This window comes from Serratia sp. JSRIV002, assembly GCF_019968725.1.
GTDB classification, from domain to species: Bacteria; Pseudomonadota; Gammaproteobacteria; order Enterobacterales; family Enterobacteriaceae; genus Chania; species Chania fonticola_B.
Window position 1 is genome coordinate 2,740,176 of sequence record NZ_CP074143.1, and the last position, 15,417, is coordinate 2,755,592.

The following is a 15,417-nucleotide window of genomic DNA, read 5'->3' on the forward strand; positions in this document are numbered from 1 at the left end:
CGCGACTAATGCCGATCCGAGCCATTACTCGTTCCGGTCATCAGTATCCGCTGAATCGCCGGGGCGGTCTGTGCCTGCTTTGCCTGAGTACCTTCTGCGTTCAGGCGCAGGAATACTCATCATTGCCCGATGCCCCGCGTGCGACACCGGTGATCACCAATGCGATGTTCTACCTGACCCTGGTCGTCAATGGCCAGAGCGACGGGCAGGTGGTTCCTGTGACCTATCGGGACAATGCGTATTACGTGGAGGCCGGCGTGCTGGCAAAGAACCACGTGCAGACCAAGGGTCAGCAAGGGTTGATTAAGGTCGAGGAGTTGCCTGGGGTGAAGGTGAAATATGATTCTGCCGCCCAGCAGCTGATTTTTCAGGTACCGGATGCCTGGCTGCCAAAACAGGACGTCGGCGGCGGCGAGCTGATGAATTACACGATGGCCCAAAGCAGCACCGGTCTGTTGCTAAACTACGACTCCTATTATACCGACCCCCACGAAGGCTCCAGATCGGTTGCCACCTGGATGGAGCAGCGTTTGTTTAGCAACCTGGGGTTTATCAGTAACACTGGGACCTATCGCTACAATATCGACACCGCATCGGGCGAGGGCGGCAGTGCCGTACAAGACCGCTATCTGCGCTACGATACGTTCTGGCGTTATAGCGATGAACAAGATCTGATCAGCTACCAGCTGGGGGATTTTGTCAGCAACTCGCTAACCTGGAGTAATTCGGCCCGCATGGGGGGATTACGCATCAGCCGCAATTTTGCCCTGCGCCCGGATCTGGTGACCTATCCGCTGCTGCAATACAGCGGTACCGCAGCTGTCCCCAGCACCGTGGATTTATTTCTCAACGGCTTTAAGGCCAGCAGCAATAATCTGAACTCCGGGCCGTTTACCCTCACCAATGTGCCTTACATCAACGGGGCTGGTGAAGCGACGATCGTCACCACCGATGCGGTCGGGCGCCAGGTATCGACCACGGTGCCGTTTTATGTTTCCAACACCCTGTTGCGTAAAAACCTGAGCGACTTTGATGTGTCACTCGGCGCGGTGCGCCAGGATTATGGCATCTCCAACGGCGATTATTCCGACGCGGCTTTCAGCGGGATTTACCGCTACGGGCTGAGTAATTATCTGACGCTTTCCGGGCACAGCGAGGCCACGCAAGGGCTGGCACTCGGCGGGTTGGGGGCCGATATCGCGGTGGGAACATGGGGTACGCTCAGCCTGTCTGCCAGCCAGAGCAAGGCTAATCATCCGCCGGTGGCGACCGGTGACGTGGTGAACGACCAGATTGTCCGGCCGAATACGCCAGGTATGCCCGACCCCAATCAGAATATAGACAATCCGCTGGGCACTAACGTGACGGACAAAAAAGACGGTAGCCAGTACACACTGGGCTACTCCTATAATTCGACGCTATTTAGCTTTTCGGCACAACGTGCTTCGCGCACCGTGGGTTATCAGGATCTCACGTCTTACACCAGCAATACCCGCCTGAGCCGCCAATCCGATCAGGCCACCTTCAGCGCTTCGCCGTTTGGCTCGAGTAATGGCACCTTGGGCTTGGGCTATTACGACGTGCAGGCCTATGACAACTCGCATACCCGCCTGGTGAACTTCTCTTACAGCCGTGCCCTGTGGGGCCAGAGCAGCATGTTTGTCTCACTCAATAAAACGTTGGGGGATAACGGTTACAGTGCGCAGCTGCAATTCATTATTCCACTGGGTAGTGATGTCAGCCTCAATGCAGGGTTAGCACGTAACAATAATGGGCATTATCAGCATCAGGTAGGGGCCAGCAAGGCGGCTCCCACGGATGGCGGCATGGGCTGGAACCTGGCTTACAGCGGTGGTGGCGATGCCTATCAACAGGCCGATGCCACCTGGAAAACCCGCTATGCCACGCTGCAAGGCGGCATCCTCGGCCCACAAGGAGAATATACCCACTGGGCAGACCTGAGCGGCTCAGTGGTGTTCATGGCTAACTCCTGGTTCCTGTCGGACAAGATCAACGACGCGTTTATCGTGGTGGATACCGATAATTATGCCGGGGTTTCGGTGCTGTATGAGAATCAGAAGATGGGCACCACCGACAGCAATGGGCACCTGTTGATCCCGTCGATCAGTTCGTACTATCCGGCCAAGGTCGAGATCGACACGCTGCCGTTACCGGCGGACGTGGTGGCTAACCAGGTCAACAATCGCATTGCCGTTAAGCAAGGCAGCGGGATGGTGGTGAAATTCCCGGTACAAAAAGTCCTCTCCGCCAATATCACGTTGCATGACACCGCCGGGCAACCGCTGAAATTGGGCACGTTGGTCACGGAACAAACCACGCAACAAACCACCGTTGTCGGCTATGACGGGCTGGTGTACTTCTCACATTTACAATCCCACGGCCAGTTAAGTATTCAGCAGGACGACCGCTCAATGTGCCGTGTGGATTTCGACCTGAACCCCAATTATCACAGCATTGAACAGGTCGGGCCGCTGGTCTGCCAAGGCAGTGCCGAAGAGAAAAAATCATGATTATGTTATTACGATGGATGCGAGCCGGATTGGCATTGCTGCTGTTAGTGGGGGTTATGCCATTCGGTTGGGCGGGCTGCACCGCCCCTGCAACCGCGGGCAGCCTGGGCACACAAAATTCCTTTGACGTCAGCACGACTCCGTTAACCACCTCTGTCAGTAGCGGGCTGAAATGTACCGGCTCGCTGCTTAATATTGGCGGTACTAACACCATTAAGGCCACCATCGGTGCGACTTTACATCCAGTTGGCAACCAGCCGCGTTTATACAGTGCGGCAACCGGCCAGTATCTGCCATACAGTCTGTGCAAGGATGGTGGCTGTAGCACCCTGTATAATCAGGGCAGCGTCATTACCTGGACCAGTACTACTGCACTGGATTTACTAGGCCTGTTTACCGGGCCAAACAGCACGCTGCCGATTTTTATCCGGCCACAAATGAACTCTAATCTGGCTGCTGGCACTTATACGGATACCATTCCGATCGCTTGGGACTGGAGCATCTGCTCGATTGCGCTTGGCCCCATTTGTGTCGCGGACACCGGGAGTATAACGTCCGGCGCCAATATCAGCCTGTCGCTGGTTGTCACCAATTTTTGCTATATCGACAGCGCGCCAAATGTCGGGTTCGGTAGCGCGGCGTTGCCGTCTGGCCTCACTACGGTCGTGTCCAATACCATCAGCGTACGTTGCACCCTCAACGCCAGCTACTCGGTCAACCTGACCAGCAGCGTCGCCAGTTCGGGGCAATATCGGCAAATGGCGTCTACGGTAAACGGCACCACCAGCTATATTCAGTATCAGCTGTTCAAGGGGGATAGCACCGTTTGGACCGCCGCCACCAATAGCAACGCGACGGGCACGGGCACCTCGCAATCCTTTCCCTATACCGCCTCGGTTAACCTGTCGCAAAACAACCAGCCAGCGGGGAGCTATAGTGACACCGTCACGGTTACCGTCGCCTATTAGACGTTATTGATGGAAATCCAGTACTCCGTCGCGCACCAGTTCGCGGGGCAGGCTGTTTTTAATCCGGCTGCCGATCAGTTTGGCCAGCCCTAGCGGCTGATGCTGATAAGTAACGATACACTCATTGCTCTGTGGGGGTTGCGCGGGATAGAGATCGCGGCCATGGAACCATTCCTGTGCCAGTGCTGCATCGAGCTCAAAAGTCTGTGGGTTGTCACTGGCCGCCAAGGCGATCACCGCCTCATGCTGCCAGCGGAACCCTTTTGGGAAGCGTTCCGCCAACTTTACGCCAATGCGGGAAAAACGCACTTTGCTGACCAAAGGCTCCAGCGCGGCTGGAAACAGCCAGATTTCTTTATCCCGCGCCCATAATTTACTGGTTTCATCCCAGACCAAACCCGAGGCTGCGGCAGCCTGCGCCACCAGTGCGGACTCCTGGGCCGAAAGTGGGGCGAAAGGGAACTTGCCCAGCTTATAGCTCGGTTTGGCCAATGCCGGAACGCTGTGATTTTTGCGTAGCCGGGCGACGAAGAAGCCTTCACTGTCATAAATCTGTGGGAATACGTGCAGGAAGCCTTCTGGAGTGAGGGCCAGTTGCGCTTGTGGGAACAGGTCACCCAGCGGCTCAATGCTGACGGCGTCGCCATAGGTTGCCAACAGTTGATGTATCACCTGTTGATTTTCCTGGGCATTCAGCGTGCAGGTGGAGTAAACCATCACGCCGCCGGGGGCCAGGGCGTGGAAGGCGCTGTCGATCAGTTCCCACTGGGTTTGCGCGATGCTGGCTACGCTTTCTGGCGACCAGTTGCTCATGGCATCCGGATCTTTACGCACCACGCCCTCACCAGAGCAGGGCGCATCCAGCAGGATGGCATCAAAGCTTTCCGGTAAGGCTGCGCCAAACACCCGGCCGTCAAAATGGGTCAGCGCCGTATTTTTGACGCCGCAGCGGCTGATGTTGGCATGCAACACCTTGACTCGGCTGGCCGAATATTCATTGGCGACAATGCCGCCCTGATTGCCCATCAACGCGGCGATCTGGGTGGTTTTGGAACCCGGCGCTGCGGCGACATCCAGCACTCGGCGCGTGGTTTCACGCTCGGCAAACAGGGCGCTCACCGGCAGCATGGAACTGGCTTCCTGAATGTAGAACAGGCCGCTTAGATGCTCCGCAGCGCTGCCCAGCCGTAATGCATCGTCATCGCGCTCGATCCAAAAGCCTTCGGGGCACCAGGGGATGGGTTCCAGCCGCCAGTCGTAGTCTTTGACCAGCACCAGAAAGTCCGCAACGCTGATTTTCAGCGTGTTGACCCGCAGGCTACGCCGCAAGGGTTGCTGGCAAATAGCGATGAAGTCATCCATGGATAAATGGTCAGGCATGATGGCGCGAGTTGCGTCGAGAAAAGCAGGAGGCAAAAAAGCAGGGGCAGGTTTAGCCACAGGGAGCTCTCAGGGCGGAAAAAAATCGAAGGGGCTAGTTTACCATAAACTGCCTGCCTGAGAATACCGACAAGTTTCGATCAATGGGATGGATGGCAAAGCAGTAATGGTATGGATTATCTTGGGGGGAGCGGCAGGGCTCAGAACATTGAACCCTGCCGAGAACTATCAGTTGTCCCTAGGGATAGCGGTGCCCCATTCGCGCCAATCTTTCGGCTCTTCTGCATTCAGCAGGAAGTGTTTGTTCGGCGTGGCTTTAGGGGCCAGCGGAATGCTAGGTGGGGTGGCAAAGGCAATACCGCCGCGAATAAACTGCTGGAAAGTACCGCTCTTGATCACGCCGCCCGTCAGGCCAAACTGCAGGTTATAGCCAGAGGCCAGCCAGAAGACGCTGTTGTTACGCACCAGATGCTGGTATTTCTTGCTGACTCGCAGCGAGACGTGCACGCGATCTGACATCGCCCCCAGATAGAAACCGGTCACGGTACCCACTTCAATGCCACGGAACAGGATCGGCGTGCCGATTTGCAGCGAACCTGTCTCGGCGGCGTCCAGGATCACGCTCAGGCCATCCAGGTAGCGGGAGTCGGTAATGCTGGCTTCCTGCAGTTCAAAAGTGCGCATTGATCCGCCGTGGCCGGGTTCCACGTTGATATAGGGCTGCAACAGGGAGTCAAGATTATTGACTCCAGCGGCAGAAATCTCCGGAGAAACGATGGCGAAACGGCTGCCGAGACGGGCAAAGGTTTTCACATACTCTGGGTACAATACTGCTTTTGCCAACACCTCGTTACGCTCCGGTGCCAGTTTCAGTGATTCAAGCTGGCCGATATCAATGCCCAGATAGCGTATTGGCATGCCAGGGGATAGTTTGCTGGCATCATAGGTGCGTAACGTGATCTGGCTACCCACGGCGCGAGCGGCGGTTTCTGAGGCGTACAGCACGCGTTTGGCCCCTTTATCCAGCGTTACGCCCTGCAGGTTATCAAAGCTGATAGCGCCTTTCAGCGCGCGGTTGAGCGGGGAAGCCTGCACTGTCAGGCCGCTGCCGTTCAATTGCACCTTGGCACCGCCTTCCGCCCAGAAAATGCTTTCGCTGGTTAACAGCTTGCGGTATTCCGGGCTGATATAAACCTCAACGTCAAACTCGTTGGCCTTGGGCCGTACGTTGACAATCTCCCCCACCTGGAACTTGCGGTATAACACCACCGAGCCGGCTTGCACATCTGGCAGGCTGGTGGCGGTAAGCGTCAAGGTGGGCAGTGGGCTGTTGCCGACGATGCCCTCGGCGGCTTTTTCCACGTTGCTGTACAGCGGATACTGAGCGTCCGGCTCGCCTTTACCTCCGGGGATCAGGCGTACGCCACCGTCTAGCCACTCCTGAGCGCTGGCACCTAACACTTGCACGCCGTCCAGCCCGAATTTGACATCCACCCGGCTGTTGACCACGAATTTACTGTCTTTATGCAGCAAGCTGCGGTGCTGAGCTTCGATCGCTGCCGTAAAGGTCACACCGCCGTCGGTCAGGGTACGGGTCAGGATTTGCCCGACCTTGATACCGTGCACGATTAATGGCTGCCCAACGTCGATGCCGTAGCTTTGCGGTGCATTCAAGGTGACCGTCACCACGCCAGGCTGTTGCAGCAGCGTTTTACTGCTGTCCAACACGGTAAAGTGCTGCTGGGGTTCGCCTTCACCCGGCACCAATTCCAGGGTGTTGCCGGTTAACAACTGACTCAGCTTGGCGTCGTTAAGGCTGACTTTTGGGCTACGCATCTCAATGCGCGTGCCGCTGCGCATCAGATCGACTACCGAAGGATCGATGGTGAGTTCGCCGGTGACCTTGCTATCCTGTTGCAGGGCCAGGCGAGTCAGCGTGCCAACCTGCAATCCTTGATACATCAGCGGCGTACGGCCCTCGCTCAGGCTATTGCCGTCGGGCAGGTCCAGTGAGATGTTAACCCCACGCTGGCTACGGGCCAGATCCGGATACAGCGTATAGTTTTGATCGGCCTTGGCCTGCTTGCCGTCTAGCGGGGAGTCAAAGGCTATCGCACCGTTTACCAGCGCGGCCAGGCTCTCCATCTGCACGCTGGCGCCGGACAGGCTGAAATCGCCTTTAAAACCGGAAACGTTCCAGAAACGGGTGTTGTCCTTCACCAGATTGGCAAAGCGGCGGTCGATCAGCACGTCGATGATCACGCCCTTGTTACCCGGCGAAATAGTGTAGTCATACACTTTACCGACCGGGATCTTGCGATAATAGACCAGCGAGCCAGTGTTCAGGGAACCGAGGTCGTCTGCTTGCAGGTGGATCATCAGCTCGCCGGTATTCAGGCGGTATTTCGGCTGCGTATCCAGCGCGGTGAAGTGGGTTTGCGGTTTGCCACGGCCCGGCATCATGCCGATGTAGTTACCACCGACCAGTGCATCCAGGCCGGACACCCCAGCCAACGAGGCTTTGGGCGTGACCAGCCAGAATTGTGTGCCTTCCCGCAGTGAGTCTTCCAGATCGCTCTTGATGCTGGCTTCAACCACGATACTCCGCAGATCCTTGCTCAGCGAAATGCTTTGCACGGTGCCCACGTCCACACCCTGGTAACGTACCGGCGTACGGCCAGCGACAATACCCGCCGCAGACTGGAAGTCTATGGTGACACTATTGCCGCTCTCCTGGTAATTGGTATAGACCAGCCACCCGGCAATCAGCAGGGCGATAAACGGCAGTAACCAGAATGGCGAGATTCGGCGCTTGTTTTTGACCCGCGCCTCAGTCGGCGTATTCGGCGTTTCCTGTTGCATGTGCATCCCAAATCAATCGGCTGTCCAGCCACTGTACGGCAAGGATAGTTAAAATAACCGCAGACCCAAAGTAAAAAGCTGCTGGCCCCATAGTAAAAGAAAATAGTTGGTCGCGATTGATCAGCGACATCATCAACGAGATCACGAACAGATCGAGCATCGACCAGCGGCCAACCCAGGTGACCAGCCGGAGCAGCCGAATACGGGTTTTGAGGCTGTGCGACGTTTTGAAATGAATGCTGAACAGCAGCACCAGCAGTACGATCACCTTGGTAAAGGGAACCAGGACGCTGGCGATAAATACGATGGCGGCGATTGGCATGTTGCCCGAGTTGGCCAGCGAAACGACGCCGCTGAAAATGGTATCTTCCATACGCGCGCCGTTGGCGTAGACCACCGAGATCGGCAGCAGGTTGGCGGGGATCAGCAGCACGATGGCGGCAATCAGCGCGGCCCAGGTTTTTTGCAGGCTGTAAGGTTGGCGATGACACATCGGCACATGACAGCGGGGGCAGCGGCCACGCTCATCCTGAAAACCGGTAAAATGGCAGGCGAGGCAGACGTGTAATGCCTCTGGTTTGCCCTCTGGCTGTTCCTGCGGATAGTAGCGTTCCCACATCTGCTCCAGGTTCATGTGGATCAGCGTCAGCAGGCTGAGCAGGGTCAATGCCAGATAGGCAATCAGGGCGCTGCCGGGTTCAATATCTGCATATTCCTTGACCTTGATCGCCGCGACCACCATACCGATCAGGTAAATATCGAGCATGATCCACTCTTTCAGGCGTTCCAGCATCAGCAGCACTGGCCGCAGGTTCATGCCGAGCGCATGGCCAAACCACAGGTACAGCAATGACAGAGATAGCGTCAACGGCGCGCCGATGGTGCAGAAGGCGACCATGCTGGCGGTAAACGGATCCCCCTGGCTGCTCATTTGCCAGATGCCTTCCAACAGGCTAGCGTTAATCTTCGTGCCGAGCAGGCGGATGCTGATCAACGGCTCGCTAAAGGCAAAGGGCATCAGTAACAGCATGGTGACGGCTACCGCGGTCAGGCGGGTCATTGACCAGTCGCGGCCATTCACCACTTTGGCGTTGCAACGTGGGCAGTAGGCGGCCTGATTGCGGGTTAACGGCGGCAACGTGAACAGCAAATCGCATTCACAACAGCGTTGGTGGCGAGCCTTGGAGAGCGGGCCGGTAATGGCGAGTATCTTCATCATGAATGCTGTTTGGCGACCTGAGGTCTACTTAGCGTAGCTTGAAAACCAACCCGTCAATGCTATCAACCGGTAAAAAGGGATTAGCATCGCAGGTTACAAATGATTTTTAGACGGCAAACATACCCTGTTGTACCGTGTTTTGTGAAGCAACAGATGATTAACCTTGTGGCTATACGCATTTAATGCTTATTTTATACGGGTTAAGTCGAAGCTATTTTGAGTATTTGAACGGTTAATCATGACTAAAGAATCATTCTACGCGGAATTAAAACGCGATTTGAGCGCATTGCTGGATGGGGAAGATAATTTTATTGCCGCCTTGTCTAACGCCAGTGCGCTACTCAATGAGCGTCTTGATGACGTGAACTGGGTCGGTTTTTACCTGATGGAAGGCCATCAACTGGTGCTAGGTCCGTTCCAAGGCAAGATTGCCTGCGTGCGGATCCCGTTGGGTAAGGGCGTGTGCGGTACGGCAGCGGCGCAGAACCAGGTGCAGCGCGTTGGCGATGTTCATGCATTTCCTGGACATATCGCCTGCGATGCCGCCAGCAACGCGGAAATTGTGTTGCCGTTAGACGTCAGTGGTCAGGTCATCGGTGTTCTGGATATCGACAGCACAGTTTATCAACGCTTCGATGAACAGGACGAAATCGGCCTGAAAGCAGTGGTGGCGGGGCTTTGCGCACGGCTGGCACAGAGCAATTTTGCGAAATATGTCACTGTAGCGGCAAGTTGATCTACGGTTAACGTGGCATTTAGCGATGGCGTCATTATAATGACGCCTGTTCATGCCTGCGGCTTGTTGGCAACCCGTTGTAATCAGGAAATTTCATGGAAAATCAACACAAGTTGAACACAGTTAAAGAAGTCATTGCTTTTCTTGCCGAGCGTTTCCCGCTCTGCTTTAGCGCCGAAGGCGAAGCACGCCCGCTGAAAATCGGTATTTTTCAGGATCTGGTAGAACGTGTACAAGGGGAAGAGAACCTCAGCAAAACGCAGCTGCGTTCAGCTTTGCGCCTGTATACCTCAAGCTGGCGTTACCTGTACGGTGTCAAAGTTGGCGCCCAGCGTGTAGACCTGGACGGTAACCCGTGCGGAGAGCTGGAACAGCAGCATGTCGATCATGCTCGCCAGCAGCTTGAAGAAGCCAAAGCGCGTGTTCAGGCACAGCGTGCCGAACAGAATGCCAAAAAACGTGAAGCTGCTGGTGAGTCTGCCACTGCCGAGCCTCGTCGTCCGCGTCCTGCCGGCAAAAAGCCAGCCGTACGTCGTGAAGGCGGAGCCGCAGCAGAGAATCGCAAGCCGCGCCCACAACAAGCACGCCCACAGCAAGCTCGTGAACCTCGTGTAGCCAAAGAGGCCAGCCAGCCGCGTCATGTGCCAGTCACAGACATCTCAAAACTGCAAATTGGCCAGGAAATCAAAGTCAGAGCAGGTCAGAGCGCGATGGACGCAACCGTACTCGAAATCGCCAAAGATGGCGTTCGTGTACAGCTCTCCTCCGGTCTGGCGATGATTGTGCGCGCAGAACACTTGCAGTTCTGATACGGAGGCCAACCAAGGCATGAACAAATTTGTCAGATTAACCGCAGTTGTGGCTTTGCTGTGGGCGGGTGTCAGTTACGGAGCGGATACAGCCAACATCCGCATCGATCAACTGCCCAAGCTTGAGCAGGAAGCTGAACATGCAACCGTGAGTGAGCGCGTAACCTCGCGCTTCACTCGCTCTCATTATCGCCAGTTTGCTCTGGATGCGGATTTTTCAGGCAAGATCTTCGATCGCTACCTGAATATGCTGGACTACAGCCACAATGTGCTGCTGGCCTCTGACGTCGCGCAATTTGCCGACAAACGCAGCACGCTGGGTGAAGAGCTGAAATCCGGCAAACTGGTTACGCCTTATGCGCTGTTCAATCTGGCGCAAAAACGCCGCTTTGAGCGCTATCAGTATGCGCTATCGTTGCTCGACAAGCCGATGAACTTCACCGGCAACGACACCATTGACGTCGATCGCAGCAAAGCGCCGTGGCCGAAAGACAAGGCAGAATTGGACCGCCTGTGGGATGCCAAGGTCAAATACGATCAGTTGAACCTGAAGCTGACCGGCAAAACGGATAAAGAGATCCGTGACACACTGACCAAGCGTTATCAGTTTGCGATCAAACGCCTGACGCAAAGCAACAGCGAAGACGTGTTCTCGCTGATCATGACCGCGTTTGCCCACGAAATCGATCCGCACACCAACTACCTGTCTCCACGCAATACCGAACAGTTCAATACCGAGATGAGTCTCTCGCTTGAAGGGATTGGTGCCGTGTTGCAGATGGATGATGATTACACCGTGATCAACTCCATGGTGGCAGGCGGCCCGGCAGCCAAGAGCAAGGCGATCGCCGTGGGCGACCGTATTGTCGGCGTTGGCCAGGCAGGCAAACCGATGGTGGACGTGATCGGCTGGCGTCTTGACGACGTCGTCTCGCAGATCAAAGGGCCGAAGGGCAGCAAGGTTCGCCTGGAGATCCTGCCGGCAGGTAAAGGCACCAAAACCCGGATAGTTACGCTGACTCGTGAGCGTATACGCCTGGAAGATCGCGCAGTTAAAATGACTATCAAGACCGTCGGCAAGCAGAAGGTCGCAGTGATGGACATCCCTGGCTTCTACGTCGGCCTGACCGATGACGTCAAAGTCCAGCTGCAAAAGATGGCCAAGCAGAACGTCGACAGTCTGATTATCGATCTGCGTGGCAACGGCGGTGGGGCATTGACCGAGGCGGTATCGCTTTCTGGTCTGTTTATCCCAAGTGGCCCGGTTGTTCAGGTACGTGATAACAACGGCAAGATCCGCGAAGATGCGGATAACGACGGCGTAGTCTACTACAAAGGCCCGCTGGTGGTGCTGGTTGACCGCTTCAGCGCCTCCGCTTCCGAGATTTTTGCTGCGGCAATGCAAGACTATGGTCGTGCGCTGATCGTGGGCGAGCCTACCTTTGGTAAAGGCACGGTGCAGCAGTACCGTTCACTGAACCGGATTTACGATCAGATGCTGCGTCCTGAATGGCCTGCACTGGGTTCTGTCCAGTACACCATCCAGAAGTTCTATCGCGTTGACGGTGGCAGTACCCAGCGTAAAGGCGTTACGCCAGATATTCTGATGCCAACGGGGATCGATCCGGCAGAAACCGGCGAGAGCTTCGAAGATAACGCCATGCCGTGGGATAGCATTAATGCAGCTGCCTACACCAAAACCGGTGATTTGAAGCCGTTTGAACCGCAACTGCTGAAAGACCATGCGCAGCGTATCGCCAAGGATCCCGAGTTCCAATACATCGCGCAGGATATTGCCCATTACAAGGCGTTGAAAGACAAGCGCAACATCGTTTCTCTCAATCTGGCTACCCGTGAGAAAGAGAACCATGACGATGATGCTACGCGCCTGAAGCGTATTAATGAGCGTCTGGAGCGTGAGGGTAAGAAACCGCTGAAGTCCCTGGAAGACCTGCCAAAGGACTACAAGGAACCGGATCCGTATCTGGATGAAACGGTCAAGATCGCACTGGATCTGGCCAATAACGAAAAGCAGCAGCCATCGCAACAGACGGCCGCCGCCAAGTAAGTTATTTGCGGGTTTAACGCTATCGAGCGCACCTTCGGGTGCGCTTTTTTTTTTGCCATACCCGCACTAAAATTTCTGTTGAGGTCTCCACTCTGGGCTCAGAAATCGTTTACACTTTGTAAAACCCTTGTTTCTTCGTGACTTTGTAAAGTTACGTATTTTTAGTGGCTTAATGGCCTGCCAATCTTGAAATTGTGACCAATGCCCATAAGATCTGGGTATCTGAGGTCGCGTTTTGTTAACAAATAACGAGGAAGTAAACATTCTATGATGCGTATAGCTTTGTTCCTGCTCACCAACCTGGCGGTGATGTTGGTTTTCGGGCTGGTGCTTAGCCTGACAGGGATCCAATCCAGTAGCGTTCAGGGCCTGATGATCATGGCCGGTCTGTTCGGTTTTGGCGGTGCGTTTGTTTCACTGCTGATGTCCAAATGGATGGCGCTACGCTCCGTCGGTGGGGAAGTGATTGAGCAGCCGCGTAACGAAACCGAACGCTGGCTGTTGGACACGGTGCGCCGCCAATCGCAGCAGGCGGGTATCGCCATGCCGCAGGTGGCCATCTACCAGGCACCGGACATCAACGCCTTTGCGACCGGCGCTCGCCGCGATGCATCGCTGGTGGCGGTCAGTACCGGCCTGTTGCAAAGCATGAGCCGTGATGAGGCGGAAGCGGTGATCGCCCACGAAATCAGCCACGTTGCCAATGGCGACATGGTGACCATGACGCTGATCCAAGGGGTGGTGAACACCTTCGTGATCTTCGTGTCGCGCCTGATTGCCCAGGTGGCCGCCGGTTTCCTAGGCAACCGTGATGGGGAAGGCGAAGGTAACGGCAACCCGATGATTTACTTCGGTGTTTCGATGGTGTTGGAGCTGGTATTTGGTATTCTGGCCAGCATTATCACCATGTGGTTCTCACGTCATCGTGAATTCCACGCCGATGCGGGTTCAGCCAAACTGGTCGGCCGCGAGAAGATGATCGCTGCGCTGCAACGTTTGAAAACCAGCTATGAACCGCAGGAAGCGGGCACCCTGATGGCTTTCTGCATCAACGGCAAATCCAAGTCGTTCAGCGAGCTGTTTATGTCACACCCGCCGTTGGACAAGCGTATTGAAGCGCTGCGTTCCGGCCAGTATCTGAAATAACGTTGTATCAAACGAAAACCCCGGCTCGCCGGGGTTTTTGCTATTCAAGCGGGCGCCGCAGATAACACGCATGCTGCGTCCGATAAGCTATTTGCCAGGTTCAGCGAGATTCGCACGGGGTTGAGTGATACGCAGGCAACTCACTACGGCAGCGACGCTGGCGAAGATCCCCGCCAACACCAACGAAGCGTGTGTGCCGCTGGTGGGGAACAGGTTGAACATCAGAGCCACCAGCGCCGCGCCAGAGGTTTGCCCCAATAATCGCGCTGTGCCCAGCATGCCACTGGCTCCGCCGCTGCGGTGGCGTGGGGCGGCAGAAATAATGGTGTGGTTGTTGGGCGATTGGAATAACCCAAAGCCCGCACCGCACAGCACCATGCGCCAGATGATATCCAGATCCGTCGGGTTATGTGGCAACAGTGCCAGCAGGAACAAGCCGAGCGCGAAGGTCGCCAAACCAATCCCTCCCAGTAACCCCACATGAACACGCTCCACCAGGCGGCCTGCAATCGGCGCCATCACGATAATGGCCAACGGCCAGGGAGTTAACAGCAAACCCGTCGCCACCTCGTCACGGCCCAGAGAGGCCTGCAGGAAGAAGGGTAACGACACCATGGCCAGCATCTGGGCGGCAAAAGAGCAAATCGAGGTGCCCATCGACAGTGCAAAAATAGGGATGCGCAGCAGATCCACCGGCAGTAAAGGGGATGTCTGCCGCAACTGACGGCGCACAAAGAAGTAACCAATCACCAGCAACGCCGCGATTTCAGCGGCAATCAGCAGCAGGCTTTGGCCTTGGGCAAAACCGCTGATGGCGGTGATCAGCAGGCCAAACGTCAGGGCATTCATCACCGCGCTGGTAGGGTCAAAGCGCTGATTGCTGCTTTTCTGGCTGTTGGCCGGCAAAAATTTCATCCCTAGCATCAGTGCGACGATGCCGATCGGCAGGTTGATGGCAAAGAGCCACTGCCAGGAGGCCACCGATAAAATGGCGGCGGCGACCGTAGGCCCGGCGGCGGAGGAGAAGGCTACGATCAACGAGTTTATGCCGATGCCTCGGCCAAGAAAGCGTTGCGGATAAATAATGCGGATCAGGGCGGTATTGACGCTCATAATCGCCGCGGCACCAAACCCCTGCAGCACGCGGGCAATCGTCAAGGTGAATAGCGAATCGGACAGGGCGCAGAATAACGAGGTAATGCTGAATACCAGCAGACCAGCCTGATAGATGCGGCGATAGCCAATCAGATCGCCCAAGGAAGCCAGCGATAGCAGCGAGATGGTGATCGCCAACTGATAGGCATTGACCACCCAGATCGAGCTGGCCGGGCTGGCGTTAAGATCGCGGGCGATGGTCGGCAAGGCCACGTTGGCGATCGCTCCGTCAAGCACTGAAACGGTAATGCCTAGCGCAATGGCCAGGATTGCTCCGTAGCGTTGCGGGACAGGTAAGCCGTCGGAATTTGCAAGCGTTGTCATGGAGGTAGTTATTAAACAGGGGGAATATTACAATGCTAATCATATTTCCCGCCGAATGCACCCGCCGTTTCTGTGCTAAATGTAAAAGTAGTGGGATGTCTGCCGCTAATCCCATCAATAATGGCGAATATTGCGCAACTTCCATTGCATGGGGTGAAATGTTCCGATTATACTGAAACTCTTGTTCAAATTTCCTAAAACAAAAATAGTTAAGTTAAG

At 55.7% G+C, this 15,417-nt stretch carries 10 protein-coding genes; 6 read left to right on the forward strand and 4 right to left on the reverse strand.

Annotated elements, in window-relative coordinates; translation table 11 throughout:
* Window positions 1-8: 8 nt before the first annotated feature.
* Complete coding sequence (locus KGP26_RS12950) at window positions 9-2,531, forward strand: fimbria/pilus outer membrane usher protein (protein ID WP_223665549.1); 2,523 nt, start codon at window positions 9-11, stop codon at window positions 2,529-2,531.
* A complete protein-coding gene (locus tag KGP26_RS12955; RefSeq protein ID WP_059200600.1) occupies window positions 2,528-3,499 on the forward strand; it encodes a spore coat protein U domain-containing protein in 972 nt (323 codons plus the stop codon). Before KGP26_RS12950 ends, KGP26_RS12955 begins: the two co-directional genes overlap by 4 nt.
* A gap of 3 nt (window positions 3,500-3,502) precedes the next feature.
* Here the strand turns inward: KGP26_RS12955 and rsmF are convergent, their stop codons facing one another.
* From rsmF to yebS, 3 genes are all read right to left on the reverse strand, one after another.
* Complete coding sequence (gene rsmF, locus KGP26_RS12960; protein ID WP_223665550.1) at window positions 3,503-4,939, reverse strand: 16S rRNA (cytosine(1407)-C(5))-methyltransferase RsmF; 1,437 nt, start codon at window positions 4,937-4,939, stop codon at window positions 3,503-3,505.
* Between the two features lie 168 nt (window positions 4,940-5,107).
* Window positions 5,108-7,741: a PqiB family protein gene (locus KGP26_RS12965; protein ID WP_021804623.1), complete on the reverse strand. Its 2,634-nt coding sequence runs from the start codon at window positions 7,739-7,741 to the stop codon at window positions 5,108-5,110.
* Window positions 7,710-8,957, reverse strand: a complete 1,248-nt coding sequence (gene yebS, locus KGP26_RS12970) for a membrane integrity lipid transport subunit YebS (protein WP_037374824.1) — start codon at window positions 8,955-8,957, stop codon at window positions 7,710-7,712. The genes KGP26_RS12965 and yebS overlap by 32 nt, the downstream gene beginning before the upstream one ends.
* A 241-nt stretch (window positions 8,958-9,198) precedes the next feature.
* Between yebS and KGP26_RS12975 the strand changes: the two genes are divergently transcribed.
* The 4 genes from KGP26_RS12975 (at window position 9,199) to htpX (ending at window position 13,719) form a co-directional block, all read left to right on the forward strand.
* Window positions 9,199-9,696: a GAF domain-containing protein gene (locus KGP26_RS12975; RefSeq protein WP_021178215.1), complete on the forward strand. Its 498-nt coding sequence runs from the start codon at window positions 9,199-9,201 to the stop codon at window positions 9,694-9,696.
* Window positions 9,697-9,791: 95 nt separating this feature from the next.
* Window positions 9,792-10,505: an RNA chaperone ProQ gene (gene proQ, locus KGP26_RS12980; RefSeq protein ID WP_021804621.1), complete on the forward strand. Its 714-nt coding sequence runs from the start codon at window positions 9,792-9,794 to the stop codon at window positions 10,503-10,505.
* 19 nt (window positions 10,506-10,524) lie between these two features.
* On the forward strand, window positions 10,525-12,573 hold the full coding sequence (prc, locus tag KGP26_RS12985; protein ID WP_094981816.1) for a carboxy terminal-processing peptidase: 2,049 nt from the start codon (window positions 10,525-10,527) through the stop codon (window positions 12,571-12,573).
* Between the two features lie 267 nt (window positions 12,574-12,840).
* On the forward strand, window positions 12,841-13,719 hold the full coding sequence (gene htpX, locus KGP26_RS12990; RefSeq protein ID WP_021178212.1) for a protease HtpX: 879 nt from the start codon (window positions 12,841-12,843) through the stop codon (window positions 13,717-13,719).
* Between the two features lie 87 nt (window positions 13,720-13,806).
* Here htpX and KGP26_RS12995 read toward each other — a convergent pair whose 3' ends face one another.
* Complete coding sequence (locus tag KGP26_RS12995; protein WP_223665551.1) at window positions 13,807-15,198, reverse strand: MFS transporter; 1,392 nt, start codon at window positions 15,196-15,198, stop codon at window positions 13,807-13,809.
* Window positions 15,199-15,417: the final 219 nt, after the last annotated feature.